This window comes from Stenotrophomonas sp. YJH_SMC_17 (assembly GCF_059371655.1).
In genome coordinates this window covers 959,831-973,800 of the sequence record NZ_JCAFUU010000002.1, presented here as the reverse complement: position 1 = coordinate 973,800, position 13,970 = coordinate 959,831, and the positions used below count along the sequence as shown (strand labels likewise).

12 protein-coding genes are annotated in these 13,970 nt (G+C 65.9%); 6 read left to right on the top strand and 6 right to left on the bottom strand.

What is annotated here, in order from left to right; genetic code table 11:
- The first annotated feature begins 92 nt into the window (after positions 1-92).
- Entirely contained in the window at positions 93-1,022 is a 930-nt protein-coding gene (locus tag AC5P8Z_RS09555; RefSeq protein WP_295568822.1) for a LysR family transcriptional regulator, read from the top strand.
- Positions 1,023-1,038: 16 nt separating this feature from the next.
- Here the strand turns inward: AC5P8Z_RS09555 and AC5P8Z_RS09550 are convergent, their stop codons facing one another.
- The gene (locus AC5P8Z_RS09550) at positions 1,039-2,496 is read right to left on the bottom strand and encodes an amidohydrolase family protein (protein WP_495228905.1); all 1,458 of its coding nucleotides are present in this window, start codon (positions 2,494-2,496) and stop codon (positions 1,039-1,041) included.
- 51 nt (positions 2,497-2,547) lie between these two features.
- Positions 2,548-3,249 carry an ankyrin repeat domain-containing protein gene (locus tag AC5P8Z_RS09545; protein ID WP_495228903.1) on the bottom strand — a complete coding sequence of 234 codons (702 nt, stop codon included), beginning with the start codon at positions 3,247-3,249 and terminating at the stop codon, positions 2,548-2,550.
- A gap of 122 nt (positions 3,250-3,371) precedes the next feature.
- On the opposite strand from AC5P8Z_RS09545, the gene AC5P8Z_RS09540 reads away from it, so the two are divergent.
- Together AC5P8Z_RS09540 and AC5P8Z_RS09535 are read left to right on the top strand one after the other, a co-directional pair.
- On the top strand, positions 3,372-4,253 hold the full coding sequence (locus tag AC5P8Z_RS09540; protein WP_286068697.1) for a LysR substrate-binding domain-containing protein: 882 nt from the start codon (positions 3,372-3,374) through the stop codon (positions 4,251-4,253).
- 216 nt (positions 4,254-4,469) lie between these two features.
- Positions 4,470-4,907, top strand: a complete 438-nt coding sequence (locus AC5P8Z_RS09535; RefSeq protein ID WP_286068698.1) for a DUF3806 domain-containing protein — start codon at positions 4,470-4,472, stop codon at positions 4,905-4,907.
- Between the two features lie 49 nt (positions 4,908-4,956).
- Here the strand turns inward: AC5P8Z_RS09535 and AC5P8Z_RS09530 are convergent, their stop codons facing one another.
- Positions 4,957-6,117: an amidohydrolase family protein gene (locus AC5P8Z_RS09530; RefSeq protein ID WP_495228901.1), complete on the bottom strand. Its 1,161-nt coding sequence runs from the start codon at positions 6,115-6,117 to the stop codon at positions 4,957-4,959.
- A 183-nt stretch (positions 6,118-6,300) separates the two neighbouring features.
- Here AC5P8Z_RS09530 and AC5P8Z_RS09525 point away from each other — a divergent pair, with 183 nt between their 5' ends.
- Positions 6,301-6,942 carry a hypothetical protein gene (locus AC5P8Z_RS09525; RefSeq protein ID WP_295568818.1) on the top strand — a complete coding sequence of 214 codons (642 nt, stop codon included), beginning with the start codon at positions 6,301-6,303 and terminating at the stop codon, positions 6,940-6,942.
- Positions 6,943-6,989: 47 nt separating this feature from the next.
- On the opposite strand, the gene AC5P8Z_RS09520 is transcribed toward AC5P8Z_RS09525, so the two are convergent.
- The gene (locus AC5P8Z_RS09520) at positions 6,990-7,427 is read right to left on the bottom strand and encodes a hypothetical protein (protein WP_295568817.1); all 438 of its coding nucleotides are present in this window, start codon (positions 7,425-7,427) and stop codon (positions 6,990-6,992) included.
- A 784-nt stretch (positions 7,428-8,211) separates the two neighbouring features.
- Between AC5P8Z_RS09520 and AC5P8Z_RS09515 the strand changes: the two genes are divergently transcribed.
- On the top strand, positions 8,212-9,591 hold the full coding sequence (locus AC5P8Z_RS09515; protein WP_295568816.1) for a GlcNAc-transferase family protein: 1,380 nt from the start codon (positions 8,212-8,214) through the stop codon (positions 9,589-9,591).
- Positions 9,592-9,648: 57 nt separating this feature from the next.
- On the opposite strand, the gene AC5P8Z_RS09510 is transcribed toward AC5P8Z_RS09515, so the two are convergent.
- Positions 9,649-12,375: a TonB-dependent receptor plug domain-containing protein gene (locus AC5P8Z_RS09510; protein WP_295568815.1), complete on the bottom strand. Its 2,727-nt coding sequence runs from the start codon at positions 12,373-12,375 to the stop codon at positions 9,649-9,651.
- A gap of 216 nt (positions 12,376-12,591) precedes the next feature.
- On the opposite strand from AC5P8Z_RS09510, the gene AC5P8Z_RS09505 reads away from it, so the two are divergent.
- A complete protein-coding gene (locus AC5P8Z_RS09505; RefSeq protein WP_286068708.1) occupies positions 12,592-13,191 on the top strand; it encodes a GNAT family N-acetyltransferase in 600 nt (199 codons plus the stop codon).
- Here the strand turns inward: AC5P8Z_RS09505 and AC5P8Z_RS09500 are convergent.
- The gene (locus tag AC5P8Z_RS09500; protein ID WP_495228899.1) at positions 13,188-13,964 is read right to left on the bottom strand and encodes a CDP-diacylglycerol diphosphatase; all 777 of its coding nucleotides are present in this window, start codon (positions 13,962-13,964) and stop codon (positions 13,188-13,190) included. The genes AC5P8Z_RS09505 and AC5P8Z_RS09500 overlap by 4 nt on opposite strands.
- Positions 13,965-13,970: the final 6 nt, after the last annotated feature.

The window sequence follows — 13,970 nt, the reverse complement described above, 5'->3', positions numbered from 1 at the left end:
GGGGCGTCCACTGAAGAAAGTGGACGTATCCTGCCGGTATTCGCTTTACGCCTGTAGTAGGCTGAAATGCATATCTTTCATACGTGGTACGCATGACCGATCTCACCGCTGGCGCAGATCGACTGGATCTGCTGCGCACCTTCCTGCGCATCGTCGATGCGGGCAGCCTGTCTGCCGCCGCCGTGCAACTGGGCACCACCCAGCCAACGGTCAGCCGCCGCCTGCAGGCCCTGGAGCGGCAGCTCGGTCTGCGCCTGCTGCAGCGCTCCACCCACGGCCTGCAACTGACCGAGGACGGCCTGCGCTGCCAGCGTCATGCGCAGCGCGTGGTTGACGAATGGGAGTCGCTGCAGGCCGAACTGAACGGCGAACCGGAAACGCTGCGCGGACGCCTGCGGGTGATGGTGCCGCACGCCTTCGGCCAGGCGCAGCTGCTGCCGACCATGCTCGCGTTCCTCGCCCAGCACCCACAGCTGAGCCTGGAGTGGATCCTGGAAGATCGGCGCCCGGATTTCATCGCCGAAGGCATCGACTGCGCGGTGCGTGTCGGCCCGGTGGATGAGCCGCGCATGGTCGCACTGCCGCTGGCAGAAGTGCCGCGCATCGTCGTGGCGGCGCCCTCGCTGGCGGACGCCACGGCGGTCAGTACGCCGGAACAGGCACAGTCGCTGCCGTGGATCTCGCTGGTCACCTACTACCGCGAACGCCTGCTGCTGCATGATGCGCAGGGCCGGGCGCATACGCTGTCAATCAGCCCACGCCTGCTCAGCGACAACCTGTTCGTGGTACAGCAGGCTGCACGCGCCGGGCTGGGCGCAGCGGTGGTCTCGGCCTGGCTGGTGGCCGACGACCTTGCACAGGGGCGGCTGGTGCAGCTGCTGCCGGACTGGCAGGCACCGGCACTGCCGGTACACGTGGTATTTCCGGCCGCGCGCCAGCAGCCGCCGCGGCTGCGCGCCTTCATCGATGCGATGAAGGCCGCACTGCCGCAGCTGCACGGAATGCGGCCGGCGCCGCGCTAGGTCACCGGCCGCATCATCAATTGGCCTTCGCCGCCTCGGCATTCCACGCCGCGACCTTGGCCTTGGTATCGGCCAGCATCTTGTCCAGCGCGGCGCGGTCATACACGTTGCCGCGCAGGATCACGCTGTCGATCTTCTCGGTGGCGGCGATGTCCTGCAGCGGGTTGGCGGTCAACAGGACCAGGTCGGCGGCCTTGCCCCGCGCGACACCACCGTAACGGTCCATCTGGCCGAACCAGGCCGGGCCGGAACGGGTTGCGGCCGACAGCGCCTGCGGCGCGCTCAGGCCCTCCTTCACGAACAGCTGCAGTTCCTGGTGCAGGGCGATCCCCGGGAAGTTGAACGAATTGAGGAAGCCCGCATCGGTGCCGGCAATGATGGTCACGCCGGCCTCCTGCAGCATCGGCAGCACTGCAGCTACCTGGTGGTACTGCGCATGGCGCGCTTCGATCTGCGCCGGCGTCGCCTTCGCCGCGCGGTCCACGCGCCACTGGTAGGTCGCACGCAGGCCGGGGCCGATGTAGGCCAGGTACGGGTCGTTGGCGTGGTCATCCTGGTCAAGGAAGTCGAGGATGCGGCCACCGTTGAGGGTCGGGGTCACGAACACGCCACGCTTGGCGAAATCACGGTAGGCATGCATCGCCGTGTCACGGTCGAAGCTGGCGTCGAGGCGGCGGTTGGCTTCGGCGCGGTCGATGCGCCCGGCACCGAAGTCGGCGGCGATCTTCGCTTCGTCCTTGCTGCCGGCCTTGAATACATAGTCCAGATGCTCGATCGAGGCCAGGCCTGCATCGACCGCCTGCTCCACGGTCAGCGCCATCGGGATGTGGCCCGACGCCTTGAATCCGGCCTTGCGCGCGGCACTGGCCGAGTACAGGAACAGTTCCGGCCTCAGCGTGCTGTCGGTGATCTTCACGAAATCGACCTTGTCGTGCTGCAGGCGGGCGATTGCCTTGTCGGCGTCGGCCTCGCTGCCCACTTCGATCGTGCCCTTCCAGACCGGCTTGATGCCTTCGATCTTCGCTCCGGAACTGAGCAGGCGCGGGCCGAACAGGGTGCCCTTGGCGATCTCGCCACGCCACTGCAGCACCTGCTCGGGCAGATCGCCGGAACAGTCACGCACCGTGGTGATGCCGTGCGCGATGTAAAGCGGCAGCAGTGCCTTGTTTTCCTCGATCAGCGCCGGGCCACCGCCGAAATGCACGTGCATGTCCCACAGCCCCGGGATCAGGTACTTGCCCTTGGCATCGATCTGGCGGGTTGCGCTCCACTGGCTGCGCAGTTGTGCATCCGGGCCGACAGCGACGATGTCCTCGCCGCGGATCACCACGCTCTGCCTGGCCAGGGTGCTGGCGTGCTCGACGTCGACCACGGTGGCATTGCGGATCAGCAGGTCGGCGCGCTCGGCGGCAGCGGCCGACAGTGGCGCCACCGCAAGGAGGATGGCAAGGGACAACGGACGGGAACGGAACATGGACAGCATCCTGGTGGGCACGCCCAGCGTGCGGGTGGAAGGGGTTGCGGTTCAGCGCACCGCGCCGTGCTGGCGCAGCAGGGTTTCGATTCCGGTGTAGCCGCGCTGGCGCGCGTGCGCCAGCGGCGTCACGCCGTCGCCGTCGGCCAGTTCCGGGTCGGCGCCGGCATCCAGCAGCAGCTGCACGATCTGCACGTGGCGCGCACCGCCATCGCCGAGCAGGATCGCTTCCAGCAGCGCGGTCCAGTGCAGCCGGTTGACATGGTCTACCGCTACGCCCGCGCGCAGCAGCGTACGTACCGTGGCGACGTGGCCGCGCTCGGCGGCTGGAATCAGTGCGGTGCCACCATAGCGGTTGGTGCTGCGCAGATCAGCGCCATTCACCAGGGTCATCGCCAAGATCTCATCCAGGCCGCGCGCACCGGCATACAGGTAGGCGCTGTCCTGCAACGCATCCTTGGCATTGACGTCGGCGCCGGCTTCGATCAGCTCACGCGCGGCATCCACGTTGTTGCCATGCGTGGCCAGCAGCAGCGCGGTGCGGCCCTGTCCATCGCGCGCCTCCAGCGTGGCGCCCTCCTCGATCGCCTGTCGCACCGCAGCAGCGTCACCGCGGCTGGCAGCATCACGCAGGCGGCCATCGACGTCGGCGTTGGACGTTGCGGTGCAGGCCGGGGTGACCATGGCCAGCAGGCACAACAGCAGCACGCGCGCGAACGGTGCAGGCCAGCCAGGGGAACGATGGACGCGCATGGCAGTGTCTCCTCGTGTCCGTCACCACGGAGCACGGGGTGACGGTAGCAACAGCCGCGCATTGCCGGCCTCTGCCCTGCATGGTAGAAGTCGGCCTGGGTATCCAGAAGTGAAATGTTCAAATGCAAGACAGTGCCAAATCGAATAGAACCCTGTTCGAACTGGACCTGCTGCGGGCGCTGGTGATGGTGGCCGACTGCGGCAGCTTCACCACGGCGGCCACGCGCCTGCATTCGACACAATCCACGGTCAGCCAGAAGGTACGCCGGCTGGAGGAACTGGCCGGGCATCGCCTGCTTGAACGCGGCCACCGCGACGTTCACCCCACCGACGCCGGCCACACCCTGCTCGGCTACGCGCGGCGCATGCTCGACCTGAACGAGGAAATGGCACAGGCGTTGGCCGGTGCGATGGTGGAGACCGCCGTCCGCATCGGTGTGCCCGAGGATTTCGTCAACCCGCAGACCACGCGCATGCTGGCCGCCTTCAGCCGTCGCCACCCGCAGGTGAAGCTGGAGATCAGCAGCGGCCTCAGCCGTGACCTGGCGCAGGGCTTCGACCACGGCGAGCTGGACCTGGTGCTGGTCAAGCAGCGCCGCAACAGCCGCCAGGCGGTGCATTGCCGGCGCGAGCCGATGCACTGGATCGACAGCCTGCGCAGCAGCTGCCTGCAGCAGGAGCCGCTGCCGCTGGTCACGTTTCCTCCGCGAGGGTTGTACCGCGACGAGATGATCCACGCCGTGGAAGCGCTGGGCCTGCGCTGGCGCATCGCCTTCACCAGTTCGTCGCTGAGCGGCATCCAGGGCGCGGTGGCCGATGGCATCGGCATCAGCCTGCTGCCGCGCCGCGCGGTCAGCCGCGAGCACCGCATCATCGATGGCGAGCGTGAGCTGCCGGTGATCGACAACTACGAAATCGGCCTGCTGCATCGTGCCGATGCCGATGAGGCCGTGCGCGCACTGGCCAGCGAGCTGTGGCGGCAGGTGCAACGCGAACCGGATTGACCACCGCACCTGAGGTGGTGCCGGCCGCTGGCCCGCAACCTCGACCGCTGCATTGCCCGGCGTGGGGTCAGATCCGCTTTCCATAGGAGAACGGATCTGACCCCGACGTGCGTGGATCTCGCGCATTGATCATCGATATCTGATCAATCCGGCTGCACGGCCGGCAACGTCGCCTCGTAGAGTGCCTGTTGTTTCCGTGCTCCACGGCGCCTTGCCATGTCCGACGAAGTTCCCACCCGTTTCGATCCCCTGCCCGCTGCCCTGCAGACGCATCTGCAGCACCAGCGTGGACTGATCGCCGCACGCGTGGCTGCCAGCTTCCCGACGTTGCCGGTACAGTGGCCGCTGACCGCCAGCACATTGCAACGGGTGGTCGACGCCGAGCTGATCGATCGTGACGATTGTGCCGGCTGGGAAGCGCTGGGCGTGGCGTTCGGTGACACCCTGGCCCAGCGCGTGCCGGGCCTGGCCTGGATGCAGGTGACCGATGCCTGGGGCATCGACGCGGTACTGCGCTATGCCGACAGCAGCCTGCAGATCGGCGCCAGCACGCTGCTGCTCAAGCGCGTCGAACAGGGCGAGGTCATCGACATCGCCCATCTACTGGCGTGGCTTGAGGAATTCGTCGCTACCCGCGCTGACGATTACGCCTGAAAAGCCGCCAAGCATGGCTCGGCACTACAGGGGGTGGCGCGGCGTGGATCTACAGCCAGCGACCATCAACCACCACGCGGCGCTCCACCGGCACCGCCGCCACCGCGGCCGGGCCGTGGTCGGCACGCACCGCCACGAAAGTGGCTGGCTGGCCTTCGGCAATACCATGCTGCGGCAGGCCGATCGCCTGCGCGGCATGGGTGGTGACCATGTCCAGCGCCAGCATCAGGTCGGCGTCGGTGTAGAAGCCGGACCGGTAGCCCAGCAGCATCGCCCGCTGCAGCAGGTCGCCATTGCCATACGGCCACCAGCAGTCACGGATGTTGTCGTTGCCGGCGAACACGCGCACACCGGCATCATGCAGCGCACGCAGCGGCGGGAACGGATGATCGCCCGGCGCGTTGCTCATGATCGCCACACCCGCCGTGGCCAGTGCTTCGCCCGCCTGTAGCGCGCGCGCCAGTGGCACGTCGCCCAGCGCATAGGCATGGCTGACCGCAACGCGCCCCTGCAGGCCGGCGGCCCGTGTCCGCGCGGCGATGCGCAGCAGCTGGGCCAGGCCGGTTTCGCCCGGCTCGTGCAGATGGATGTCCAGCTGCACACCGTAGCGCTCGGCCAGGCCGAACAGCAGCGCCAGCTGGCCTTCGGCATCGCCGTCCAGGGTCGTCGGATCGATGCCGCCCAGCACTTCCACGCCAGCGGCGAGGGCCTGCTCCAGCACCGCGGCGGTGCCCGCACAGGACATCACGCCCGCCTGCGGGAACGCCACCAGTTGGATGCGCATGATGTCGGCACAGCGCAGTGCGGCCTCGCGTACCGCTTCAAGGTGGCGCACGCCGGTGCTGCCATCGATATCGACGTGACAGCGCATCGCCACGGTACCGAAAGCACTGCACTGGCGGATCAGCGCCTCGGCACGGTCAACCATCGGTGCCGCACCCGCCACAGCCGCCTTCTCCACCGCCAGCCGCTCACGCAGGGTGTTCACCGGCTGGTGCGGGTGCCAACGGTCGCCGACAAAGCTCTTGTCGAGGTGGATGTGGCCGTCGACCAGGCCGGGCAGCACCGCGAAGCCCTCCAGATCCACGCATTCCGTCCCGTCCGCCGGCGCGGCCTCGCCATTGAGGCCGCTGATGCGGCCATCACGGATATGGAAATGCAGCGGCGCACCGTTGCGGTCGACACCGCCATGGACGAACTGGAGGGTCATCGGGAACTCCCGGAATGCCAAGACTGCCGCCATCGTGCGCCCCGCTGCACCCATCGACCAACGAAATATCTGGATGGCACGCATTCACCAGGACGATGATTGCGCCTGCGACAACCGGTCGCAGCCACGCCGTGCACACTCCTGAACAGGTAACATGGGCGCCTGTTTCCGTTGTGATGCCGCATGGGCCCGTCCGACCGCCACGATCGTCTCCGCCGCTGGCAGGCCGCATCCCTGCTTGCCGCCGCCCCGATCGCCAGCCTGTCCGCCACTGATGCTGCGGCCGCTGCACCGCTGCAGTCGCCGCCGGGCCAGCAGCGCATCGCACCGGCTGCACTGGTCGAGCGCCTGCACCAGCGCGTGCTGTCCGGGCAGAGCGCCACCGCCACGCTGGAACACTGGTGCGCCGAACATGGGCTGGCCGAACAAGCCCGGGTGCGCGCGGTGCGCGTGCACGGCCAGGACAAGCCTGCCCCCGCCGACGTTCTGCAGGCGCTGGGCGCGAAGCCGGGTACCGAACTGCGCTATCGCCGCGTACAGCTGGTCTGCGGCAGCCGCGTGCTGTCCGAGGCCGACAACTGGTACCTGCCTGGCCACCTCAGCCCGGCCATGAACCAGGTGCTGGACAGCACCGACGAACCGTTCGGTCGCGTGGTCGGCCCGCTCGGTTTCCAGCGCCAGACCCTGGCTGACCAGACGTTCTGGCCTCCGCGGGGCGAAGGCGATCACGGCGTGATCCTGGAAGTGCGCGCCCTGCTGCGCGACCGCCAGCAGCAGCCTTTCAGCTACGTCATCGAGTCGTACCTGGTGCAAGTGCTGCCTTGACCGAGGCAGCGCCGGCCCAGACGCGGGCGCTGCCCAACCATGCCAGCCTATTGGTTGGTGATCATCGAACGGGCAGCAGGATCGGTGGAAAACACGAACCTTCCCTCATGGTTCCGCTGGTCGAGCTTCTTGCTCAGGCCCGAGAAACTGTAGGTGGGCGCAGCAGCGTCCAATCCAAACTTTTCGGTCCAGGCTTCGTACGCTTCAGCCGATCGGGTACGCACCGAACCGATGCACAGACTGTACCCACACGCAAATTCACCCAGGGATTCGTCCTTGCCGAGGCTGCGTGCAATCGCCTGCCTGTAGTGGGCGGTCAGGTCCTGCGCTTCAGGACGCTTCCCGGCATCATCGGCAAACGCCTGGACTGTCTTTTCGAAGACCTTGTCGGATGCGAGGATGGCATCACTCTGCTCCACGGACAGTGCACCGTCCTGCAGCATTGCACTTTCTGCAGCCAGATAAGGCGAATCCCCAGCGGACATGCCTCCCCCAGCAGATGACGGAATCGTTCCGCGCGCGCTTGTAGCCGTTGCAGGCGCCACCTCCTGGCCACTACCCGCGTTCCGTACGGCGGCAGATGACGACCCGGCGTTCGCCTGTGCGGTTCCACCCGCTGCCACATCTTCCTGCGCGCACCCCGCTACACATACGGCTGCCATCGTGATCAAAAGTACTCGTGCATCCATGTTCCGCTTCTCCTTCACGCTCGTTGTCCGGCCCCCGTAGAGGCCGGATTCAAACCGGTACTACCTGCCGCGCAGGCCGCAGTTACTCCTCGGGCGGAGGCGTTCGGATCACGCGGGTTACGCGCCCGCCACAACAGTCCGTCACGGTGTAGCCACCGTTGCCATTGGTCTGCACGACGCAGCTTGACGTGCAGGTATAGCGCGCACCATTGACGGTTACCGAATCTCCCGCCGATGCCGTTCCACTGGCCATGGCGAGTCCACCCAACAGGATCGGACTTACGATGAGGCTTGCCTTCATTGATCTCTCCTTGACTCTGGCGGTTTGCAATGCTGGGTCACTCCAGCAGCTGGAAACTAGCAGCGGTTAATGCACCGGTCAATTACATAAATGCTAATTGGCAACCGCCATTGAAATGCAAAGAAACCCTCGAATAAATCTTTCGATTTCATCAGGCCCGATATCGAAACATGCCTGTCGATAATACTTTCGATAATTGCGTTTCCAATGCACCCCTTGCGTCGTGCATGATGCCGGTCATTCGCATTTCCTTGTCTGACCGGCCCGAGAAAATAGAAGATGGATCTTCCAGCAAGCCTGTTCGTCCAAATACCCAGTTATCGCGATCCGCAACTGATCCCAACACTCATCGATCTCGTGCGGCGCGCGGCCGCGCCGGCCGCACTTCACGTGGTGGTGTGCTGGCAGCATGGTGACGAAGCAACCCTCCAGGATTTCCTGGCTGCGGGCTTCCAGCTGGAGTCGAGCTGCATCGGCAATCAGCATCCGATTCACCGCCTGCACATGAACGGGGCCGAAGTTGAACTGATCGAGGTGGGCTTCATGCACGCCCGCGGCTGTGGGTGGGCACGAAGGCTGGCGCAGGAGCGCTATCGCGACGAGCGCTACAACCTGCAGATCGACTCGCACCACCGTTTCTCGGATGCATGGGACGGTTTACTGGTGGAGATGCTGGAATCCCTGCGGACACGTTCATGCAAACCACTGCTGACCGGATACCCGCCCGCGTTTCAACCCGAGAGCTATCCTGATACCCGGCAGAACCATGTCGGCCAGATGCTGGTCCGCGGCTTCAACAGTGTCGGCGTGGTCAGCTACAAAGCAGTGCGCATGCCCAAGGATCCCGTACGCAACGAACCGATGCGAGCTCGATTCATCAGTGGCGGGTTCCTGTTCTCCGACGGAGAGTTCGTGCGGGACGTCATGAACGATGCAGACCATTTCTTCTCGACGGAAGAGATCGTCATGGCGGTCAGGGCGTATACGCATGGTTACGACTTCTTCCACCCCCATCGACCGCTGCTGTGGCACCAGTACAACTCGGATGCGAACAGGGTGTGGGATGATCACTCCGACGAGCGCCGGTCACGCGGTGAAATCGAAGCCAGTGCCTTCGATCGCTCGCTGAGAGCGTCGAGCAAGGCAGTGAACATGCTTGCAGCAGCCGGATCAGGAGATGCGACCGCACTGGCCATGCACGGGCTCGGCTGCAAGCGCTCCCTGCAACAATACGAGCGCTACGCCGGGCTGAGCTTTACTCACCGGGGTGTGCACGAGGAGGCGACACGTGCAACCGAGCCTGACAACACTCATTTCGCGACGGATGAGCAGCACTGGCTGGACAAACTGATCTGCCGACGCGTCTTTCAGGTGCAGGTCAAGCGGTTGGGCGCAGAAATCGGCGCTGCCGATGATCTCGAGTCGCTGGTCCTGACCGCCCAGGCCGAGGACGGCACCACCGTCGGCCGACGCGAGTTGTCACCGGAAGATCTCCAGCAACTGATCGCCCGGGGTGAATATATCTGCATCGACCACTTCAGCAGCTGCCCTTCGCGTCTCCCTGTCTGCTACCAGATGCAGGTTGGCGGCAATTCCCGGGATGATGCCAACCGATTCCAGGTGATCGTGAGGGAAATCGAGGAAGACCTGATGGCCTGAGCGCTTGGTTCCTGACGAAAAGCCCGGCATTGCCGGGCCTTTCGTTCGCCTGCTGGATCAACGGAACCGGTAATCCAGCTGCACCCAGTACTGACGGCCGTAGGGGTCGTAATTGCCGACCGGGTAGAACGGCCAGCCGCCTCCGTTCCTGTCCGCCGGCGGGCGGCTGTCGCGCAGGTTGTTGACGATCACGCCCACCGACAGATTCTCGCCGAACTGACGGAACACGCTGGCGTTGTACGTCATGTACGGCGCGATGCGGCCACTGCCATCGGTCTTCGGCAGCGAGCCGAAGCGATTGCCGTACAGCGTGGTGGTCCAGTCACCCTGGTTCCAGGTGATGCTGCCATTGGCCTTGCTGCGCCACTGGTAGTCATCGAGCGAATTGCGGATGTCACGCTCCGGATCATCGGAGAACTGCCGGTATTTGTGCTCCAGCACCACCGTGTAGGCCAGGCGCGTGGTGAATCGGCCATAGCGACCGGCATCGAAACGCCAGTTGCCCTTCAGGTCCAGGCCGCGCACCGATTCAGAGGCGGCGTTGATCGGATTGATCAGCACACGGGTCACCTGGTCCGGCTGTACGGTTGCATTGGACGGATTGCGGATCACCCGCGACAGCGCGTCCTGGCACAGTGGTGAACCGATATCGCGTGCTTCGCCCCCCAGCGTGCGACCCAGACGGCAATCGGCCTCGTCGCGCAGGATGCGGCTGGTATCGAGGCTGGTCACCTCGTTGTCGATGCGGATGTCGTAGTAGTCGGCACTGAAATCCAGCCCGGACAGCGGCGACCAGACCACGCCGAAACCATAGGATTTCGCGGTTTCCGGCTGCAGCTGCGCGTTGGCGCGGTTGCTGTAGTCGATCGACAGGCCGTTGTAGTCGCAGTTGTCGTACGACTGGCCTGCGGTGCGGCAGCGCCAGTAGTCGGTCATGCCCGGGTTGTAGCCGCGGGTCTCGGTCGCGAACACGTAGTTCATGTCCGGCGCCCGGAAGCTGGTCGCAGCAGAGCCGCGGATCAACAGGCTCTCGATCGGGCGGAACTCGACGCCGAAACTCCAGGTCGCCTTGCCGATGTGCTCGCCGCCGGCACGGTACTGGTCATAGCGACCGGCCAGGGTGGTGGTCAGCGACTGCAGCAGCGGCAGCTGCAGCTCCACGCCGGCGGCATAGCGGTCGCGCTCGCCACCGGCACCGATGCCGGCGCTGGTGTTCCAGAACTCGCCGGTGCCCAGTCGCGGGTCCGGGCGATTGCGGTAGCCCTGGCTGCCGGCCTCGACCACCGCGGCCAGCGCGGCATCACCACCGGGCAGCGCAAACAGGCGGCCATTGACGCTGGCGCTGAAGGTCTGCAACCACGCCGCATTGCGGCTTTCCTGGTAGCCGGACAGGCCCTGGTACTCGTCCGGCGTCAGCGGCTTGAACAGCCGTGCCGGGTCCGGCGCATAGACCTCCACGCCATTGCGTACGCCCAGCTTCGGGCCCAGCAGGTATTCATTGATGCCGGCCAGCAGCACCGGGCGCCGGGTGCGGTTCTCGTAGCGTGAGCGGCTGTAGACCGCTTCATAATCCCAGCCACTGTCACCGATCTGGCCGCGCGCGCCGACGTTGAACGACCACGAGTTTTCCAGGAAACGATTGGCATTGCGCGGCAGGCCGCCGATTTCCTCGGGCGCGAAGCGGCGGTACCAGCTTTCCAGGTTGCCGGTGGTCTGGTTGTAGAAGTAATTACGGGCCGAGGTCCAGGTGGGCGCACGGGTGTTGTTGGTGATGCGTGCGCTGCCCACGGCCAGATCGGCGAACAGGTCGGTGGTCTCGTTGACGTGGAAGGTCAGCAGGCCGTAGCCGTTGAGGTTGCGCTTCTCGGTCTGCACCGTCCAGTAGCTGGCGGCGGCCTCGTTGCTGCCGCAGTACCAGCCCTGGCGCGGGTTGAAGGCGCGGAACACGCTGCCGCCATAGATGTCCGACGCCGCGTCACAGCCATTGGCGCCCGGATCGATGTTGCGGCCGGTGGCGGCGTTGCGGCGATATGCGATCGCCGTCGCCTGCGGCGCCTTGCCGGTCGGATCGTCCTCCAGCGAATCCATGAAGTCGCGCTGACGCGCATGGATCGCCTTGCGCACGTCGAACTCGAAGCCGAACAGCGCATCCCAGCGCTCGCCGGAACTGCCACCGACCACCTGCACGCGTTGGTTGTCGCCACCGCCTTGCTGGGTGCCGCCGGCGCGCACGTTCACATCCACACCTTCAAAGCGATCCTTGAGGATGATGTTGACCACACCGGCAATGGCATCGGAGCCGTACACCGCCGACGCGCCGGCAGCCAGTACCTCGATGCGTTCGATCAGCGCACTGGGAATGTTGGCGAGGTTGACCACGTTCACCGAGCCTTCGTAGGCCAGCGGGTAATCGGCCTGGCGGCGGCCGTTGACCAGCACCAGCGTGCGGTTCGGGCCCAGCCCGCGCAGGTTGATGGTGTTGGCCGCGGGCGTGAAGGTGTTGCCGAAGTCCTCACCCTGCACGTTGCCGGTGTTCTCGGTCAGTGCGCTCAGCGCATCGAACGCATTGCGGTAGCCCTGCGCGTCGATCTGCTCGCGGCTGATCACCGTCACCGGCGACGGCCCTTCGACGCTGGCGCGCGGAATGCGCGAGCCGGTGACCTTCACTTCCTGCAACGACGTGGGTGCGCTTTCCTGCGCGAAGGCCGGCAACGAGACCAGCATCAGGGACGACAGCGCGAGCACCAGCGGACGCGGGCGCAGCGCCTTGGGGGAGGCGGACATGGGCTTCCTGGGAAGTTGGGCGGGTGGTACGGGGCCGGAGGCCTGTGCGGCGCATAACGATCCCGTAACGAAATTGTCCTGAGTGGGTGGTTTCAACGGAAATGACCAGCCCTGATGGGCTTATGCCTGAACCGAATCAGGCTCCGTCCGGTGATCGCCCCGTTTTTGCAATCTTTTGAATGGTCTGGCGAACCGGGCATTGCCATCGTTCCAGGGATGATGACCCCGTATCCCACATCCGAGCTCCCCGTTCTCCGACCTGTGTCGCGCCGCCATCTGCTGCAGCTGCGGGTGGCTCCGGTCACCCTTCGCCCGTTCCAGCGAACCGACCTGCCGAGCTGGCGCCTGTTCGACGACCGCCGCCGCCGCGGCCGGCATCTTCAGCCCGGCATCGACGAAGAAGCCCGCTTCCTGGCGCACATGCACCGCTCACGCCTGGAGCAGGACAACGACCAGCTGATGCTGGGCGTATTCGATGACGAACACGGCACCGTGCTGGACCAGTTGCACGTCCGCCTGCATTCGCTGCATTCACGCTGCGCCGAGCTGCTGTCACTGCAGCATTGGCATCCCCACACCGATGCGACGCTGCAGGCCCTGTGCCCGTTCCTGTTCGAGGACGTTGGCCTGCACCGCCTGTTCGTGATGCTGCCGCCGTACTGCGGCGCGCCCTTTGCCCACGCGCTTCGCGCCAGTGGCTTCCAGCAGGAAGGCGTGTTGCGCGATCAGCACCTTGGGCCGGATGGCTGGCAGGATCGCCAGCTGCTGGCGCTGACCGCACCGATCTGGCGCAGCCAGCACCAGGCGGGGGATTAGCGCACCCGCTCCAGCGCGTCGCCGGCACCGGTCAGCACCGTGCAGGCATGGTCCTGCAGCTCTTCGCCGCTGGCCTCGTTGCCGCTACCCGCGTCGACGCGGGTGGCGAGCAGGATGAAGCCCGGTCCAGCCTGCACGTTGTCCCGGCCAGCCACCACCAGGCTCCATTGGCCGACATCGTCCACGCCGCTCAGGTCATAGGCGAGCAGGTTGAGCGGATTGGCGGTCAACTCCGCGCCCGGCAGCAGCCGGGCCTGGTACTGATGGCCGCGCAGCAGCACCGGCAATTGCGTCCACCGCGCCCCCAGAGCACCGGCATGTGCATCCAGGGCCTGCAGCACATCCGCACGCAGGCAGTCGACGTGGATGTGCAGCTGGTGCTGAGAGCGGCCGTGGGGTGAATTCAGCGCCAGGCTGGCAACGCTGCGTGGCAGTGGTTGGCCCAGAGCCCGTTCGGTATGGCTGCGGGCCTGCCAGGCTGCGGCAAAGTAATTCGGCGCTCCGCGCTGGTACAGCGCGAGGTTCTCGATTCCGCTGACCTTGTCCAGCGGCATCAGCAGGAACTGGTAGTCACCGTGCGCGTCCTTGACCAGCACATCGCGGCGGTCCGCCGCAGCGTCAACCCGCAGGCAATCACCCCGTGGGCCTTCGGCGCCACGGCAGTCACGCTCGATCAATCGCCACAGCGCATCGGAATGCGCCGGCGGCGGAGGCGCGCTGGCACAGGCGGACAACAGCAGCAGGGACGACAGCAGGAAGGGGCGCAGGGACACGGCAAC

Bases quoted from the DNA above. Each gene is read 5' to 3' on its own strand.
- AC5P8Z_RS09540 (WP_286068697.1), top strand. From the start codon at position 3,372: ATGCAAGACAGTGCCAAATCGAATAGAACCCTGTTCGAACTGGACCTG.
- AC5P8Z_RS09515 (WP_295568816.1), top strand. From the start codon at position 8,212: ATGGATCTTCCAGCAAGCCTGTTCGTCCAAATACCCAGTTATCGCGAT.
- AC5P8Z_RS09505 (WP_286068708.1), top strand. From the start codon at position 12,592: ATGATGACCCCGTATCCCACATCCGAGCTCCCCGTTCTCCGACCTGTG.
- AC5P8Z_RS09525 (WP_295568818.1), top strand. From the start codon at position 6,301: ATGGGCCCGTCCGACCGCCACGATCGTCTCCGCCGCTGGCAGGCCGCA.
- AC5P8Z_RS09520 (WP_295568817.1), bottom strand. From the start codon at position 7,427: ATGTCCGCTGGGGATTCGCCTTATCTGGCTGCAGAAAGTGCAATGCTG.
- AC5P8Z_RS09545 (WP_495228903.1), bottom strand. From the start codon at position 3,249: ATGCGCGTCCATCGTTCCCCTGGCTGGCCTGCACCGTTCGCGCGCGTG.
- AC5P8Z_RS09555 (WP_295568822.1), top strand. From the start codon at position 93: ATGACCGATCTCACCGCTGGCGCAGATCGACTGGATCTGCTGCGCACC.
- AC5P8Z_RS09510 (WP_295568815.1), bottom strand. From the start codon at position 12,375: ATGTCCGCCTCCCCCAAGGCGCTGCGCCCGCGTCCGCTGGTGCTCGCG.
- AC5P8Z_RS09550 (WP_495228905.1), bottom strand. From the start codon at position 2,496: ATGTTCCGTTCCCGTCCGTTGTCCCTTGCCATCCTCCTTGCGGTGGCG.
- AC5P8Z_RS09535 (WP_286068698.1), top strand. From the start codon at position 4,470: ATGTCCGACGAAGTTCCCACCCGTTTCGATCCCCTGCCCGCTGCCCTG.
- AC5P8Z_RS09530 (WP_495228901.1), bottom strand. From the start codon at position 6,117: ATGACCCTCCAGTTCGTCCATGGCGGTGTCGACCGCAACGGTGCGCCG.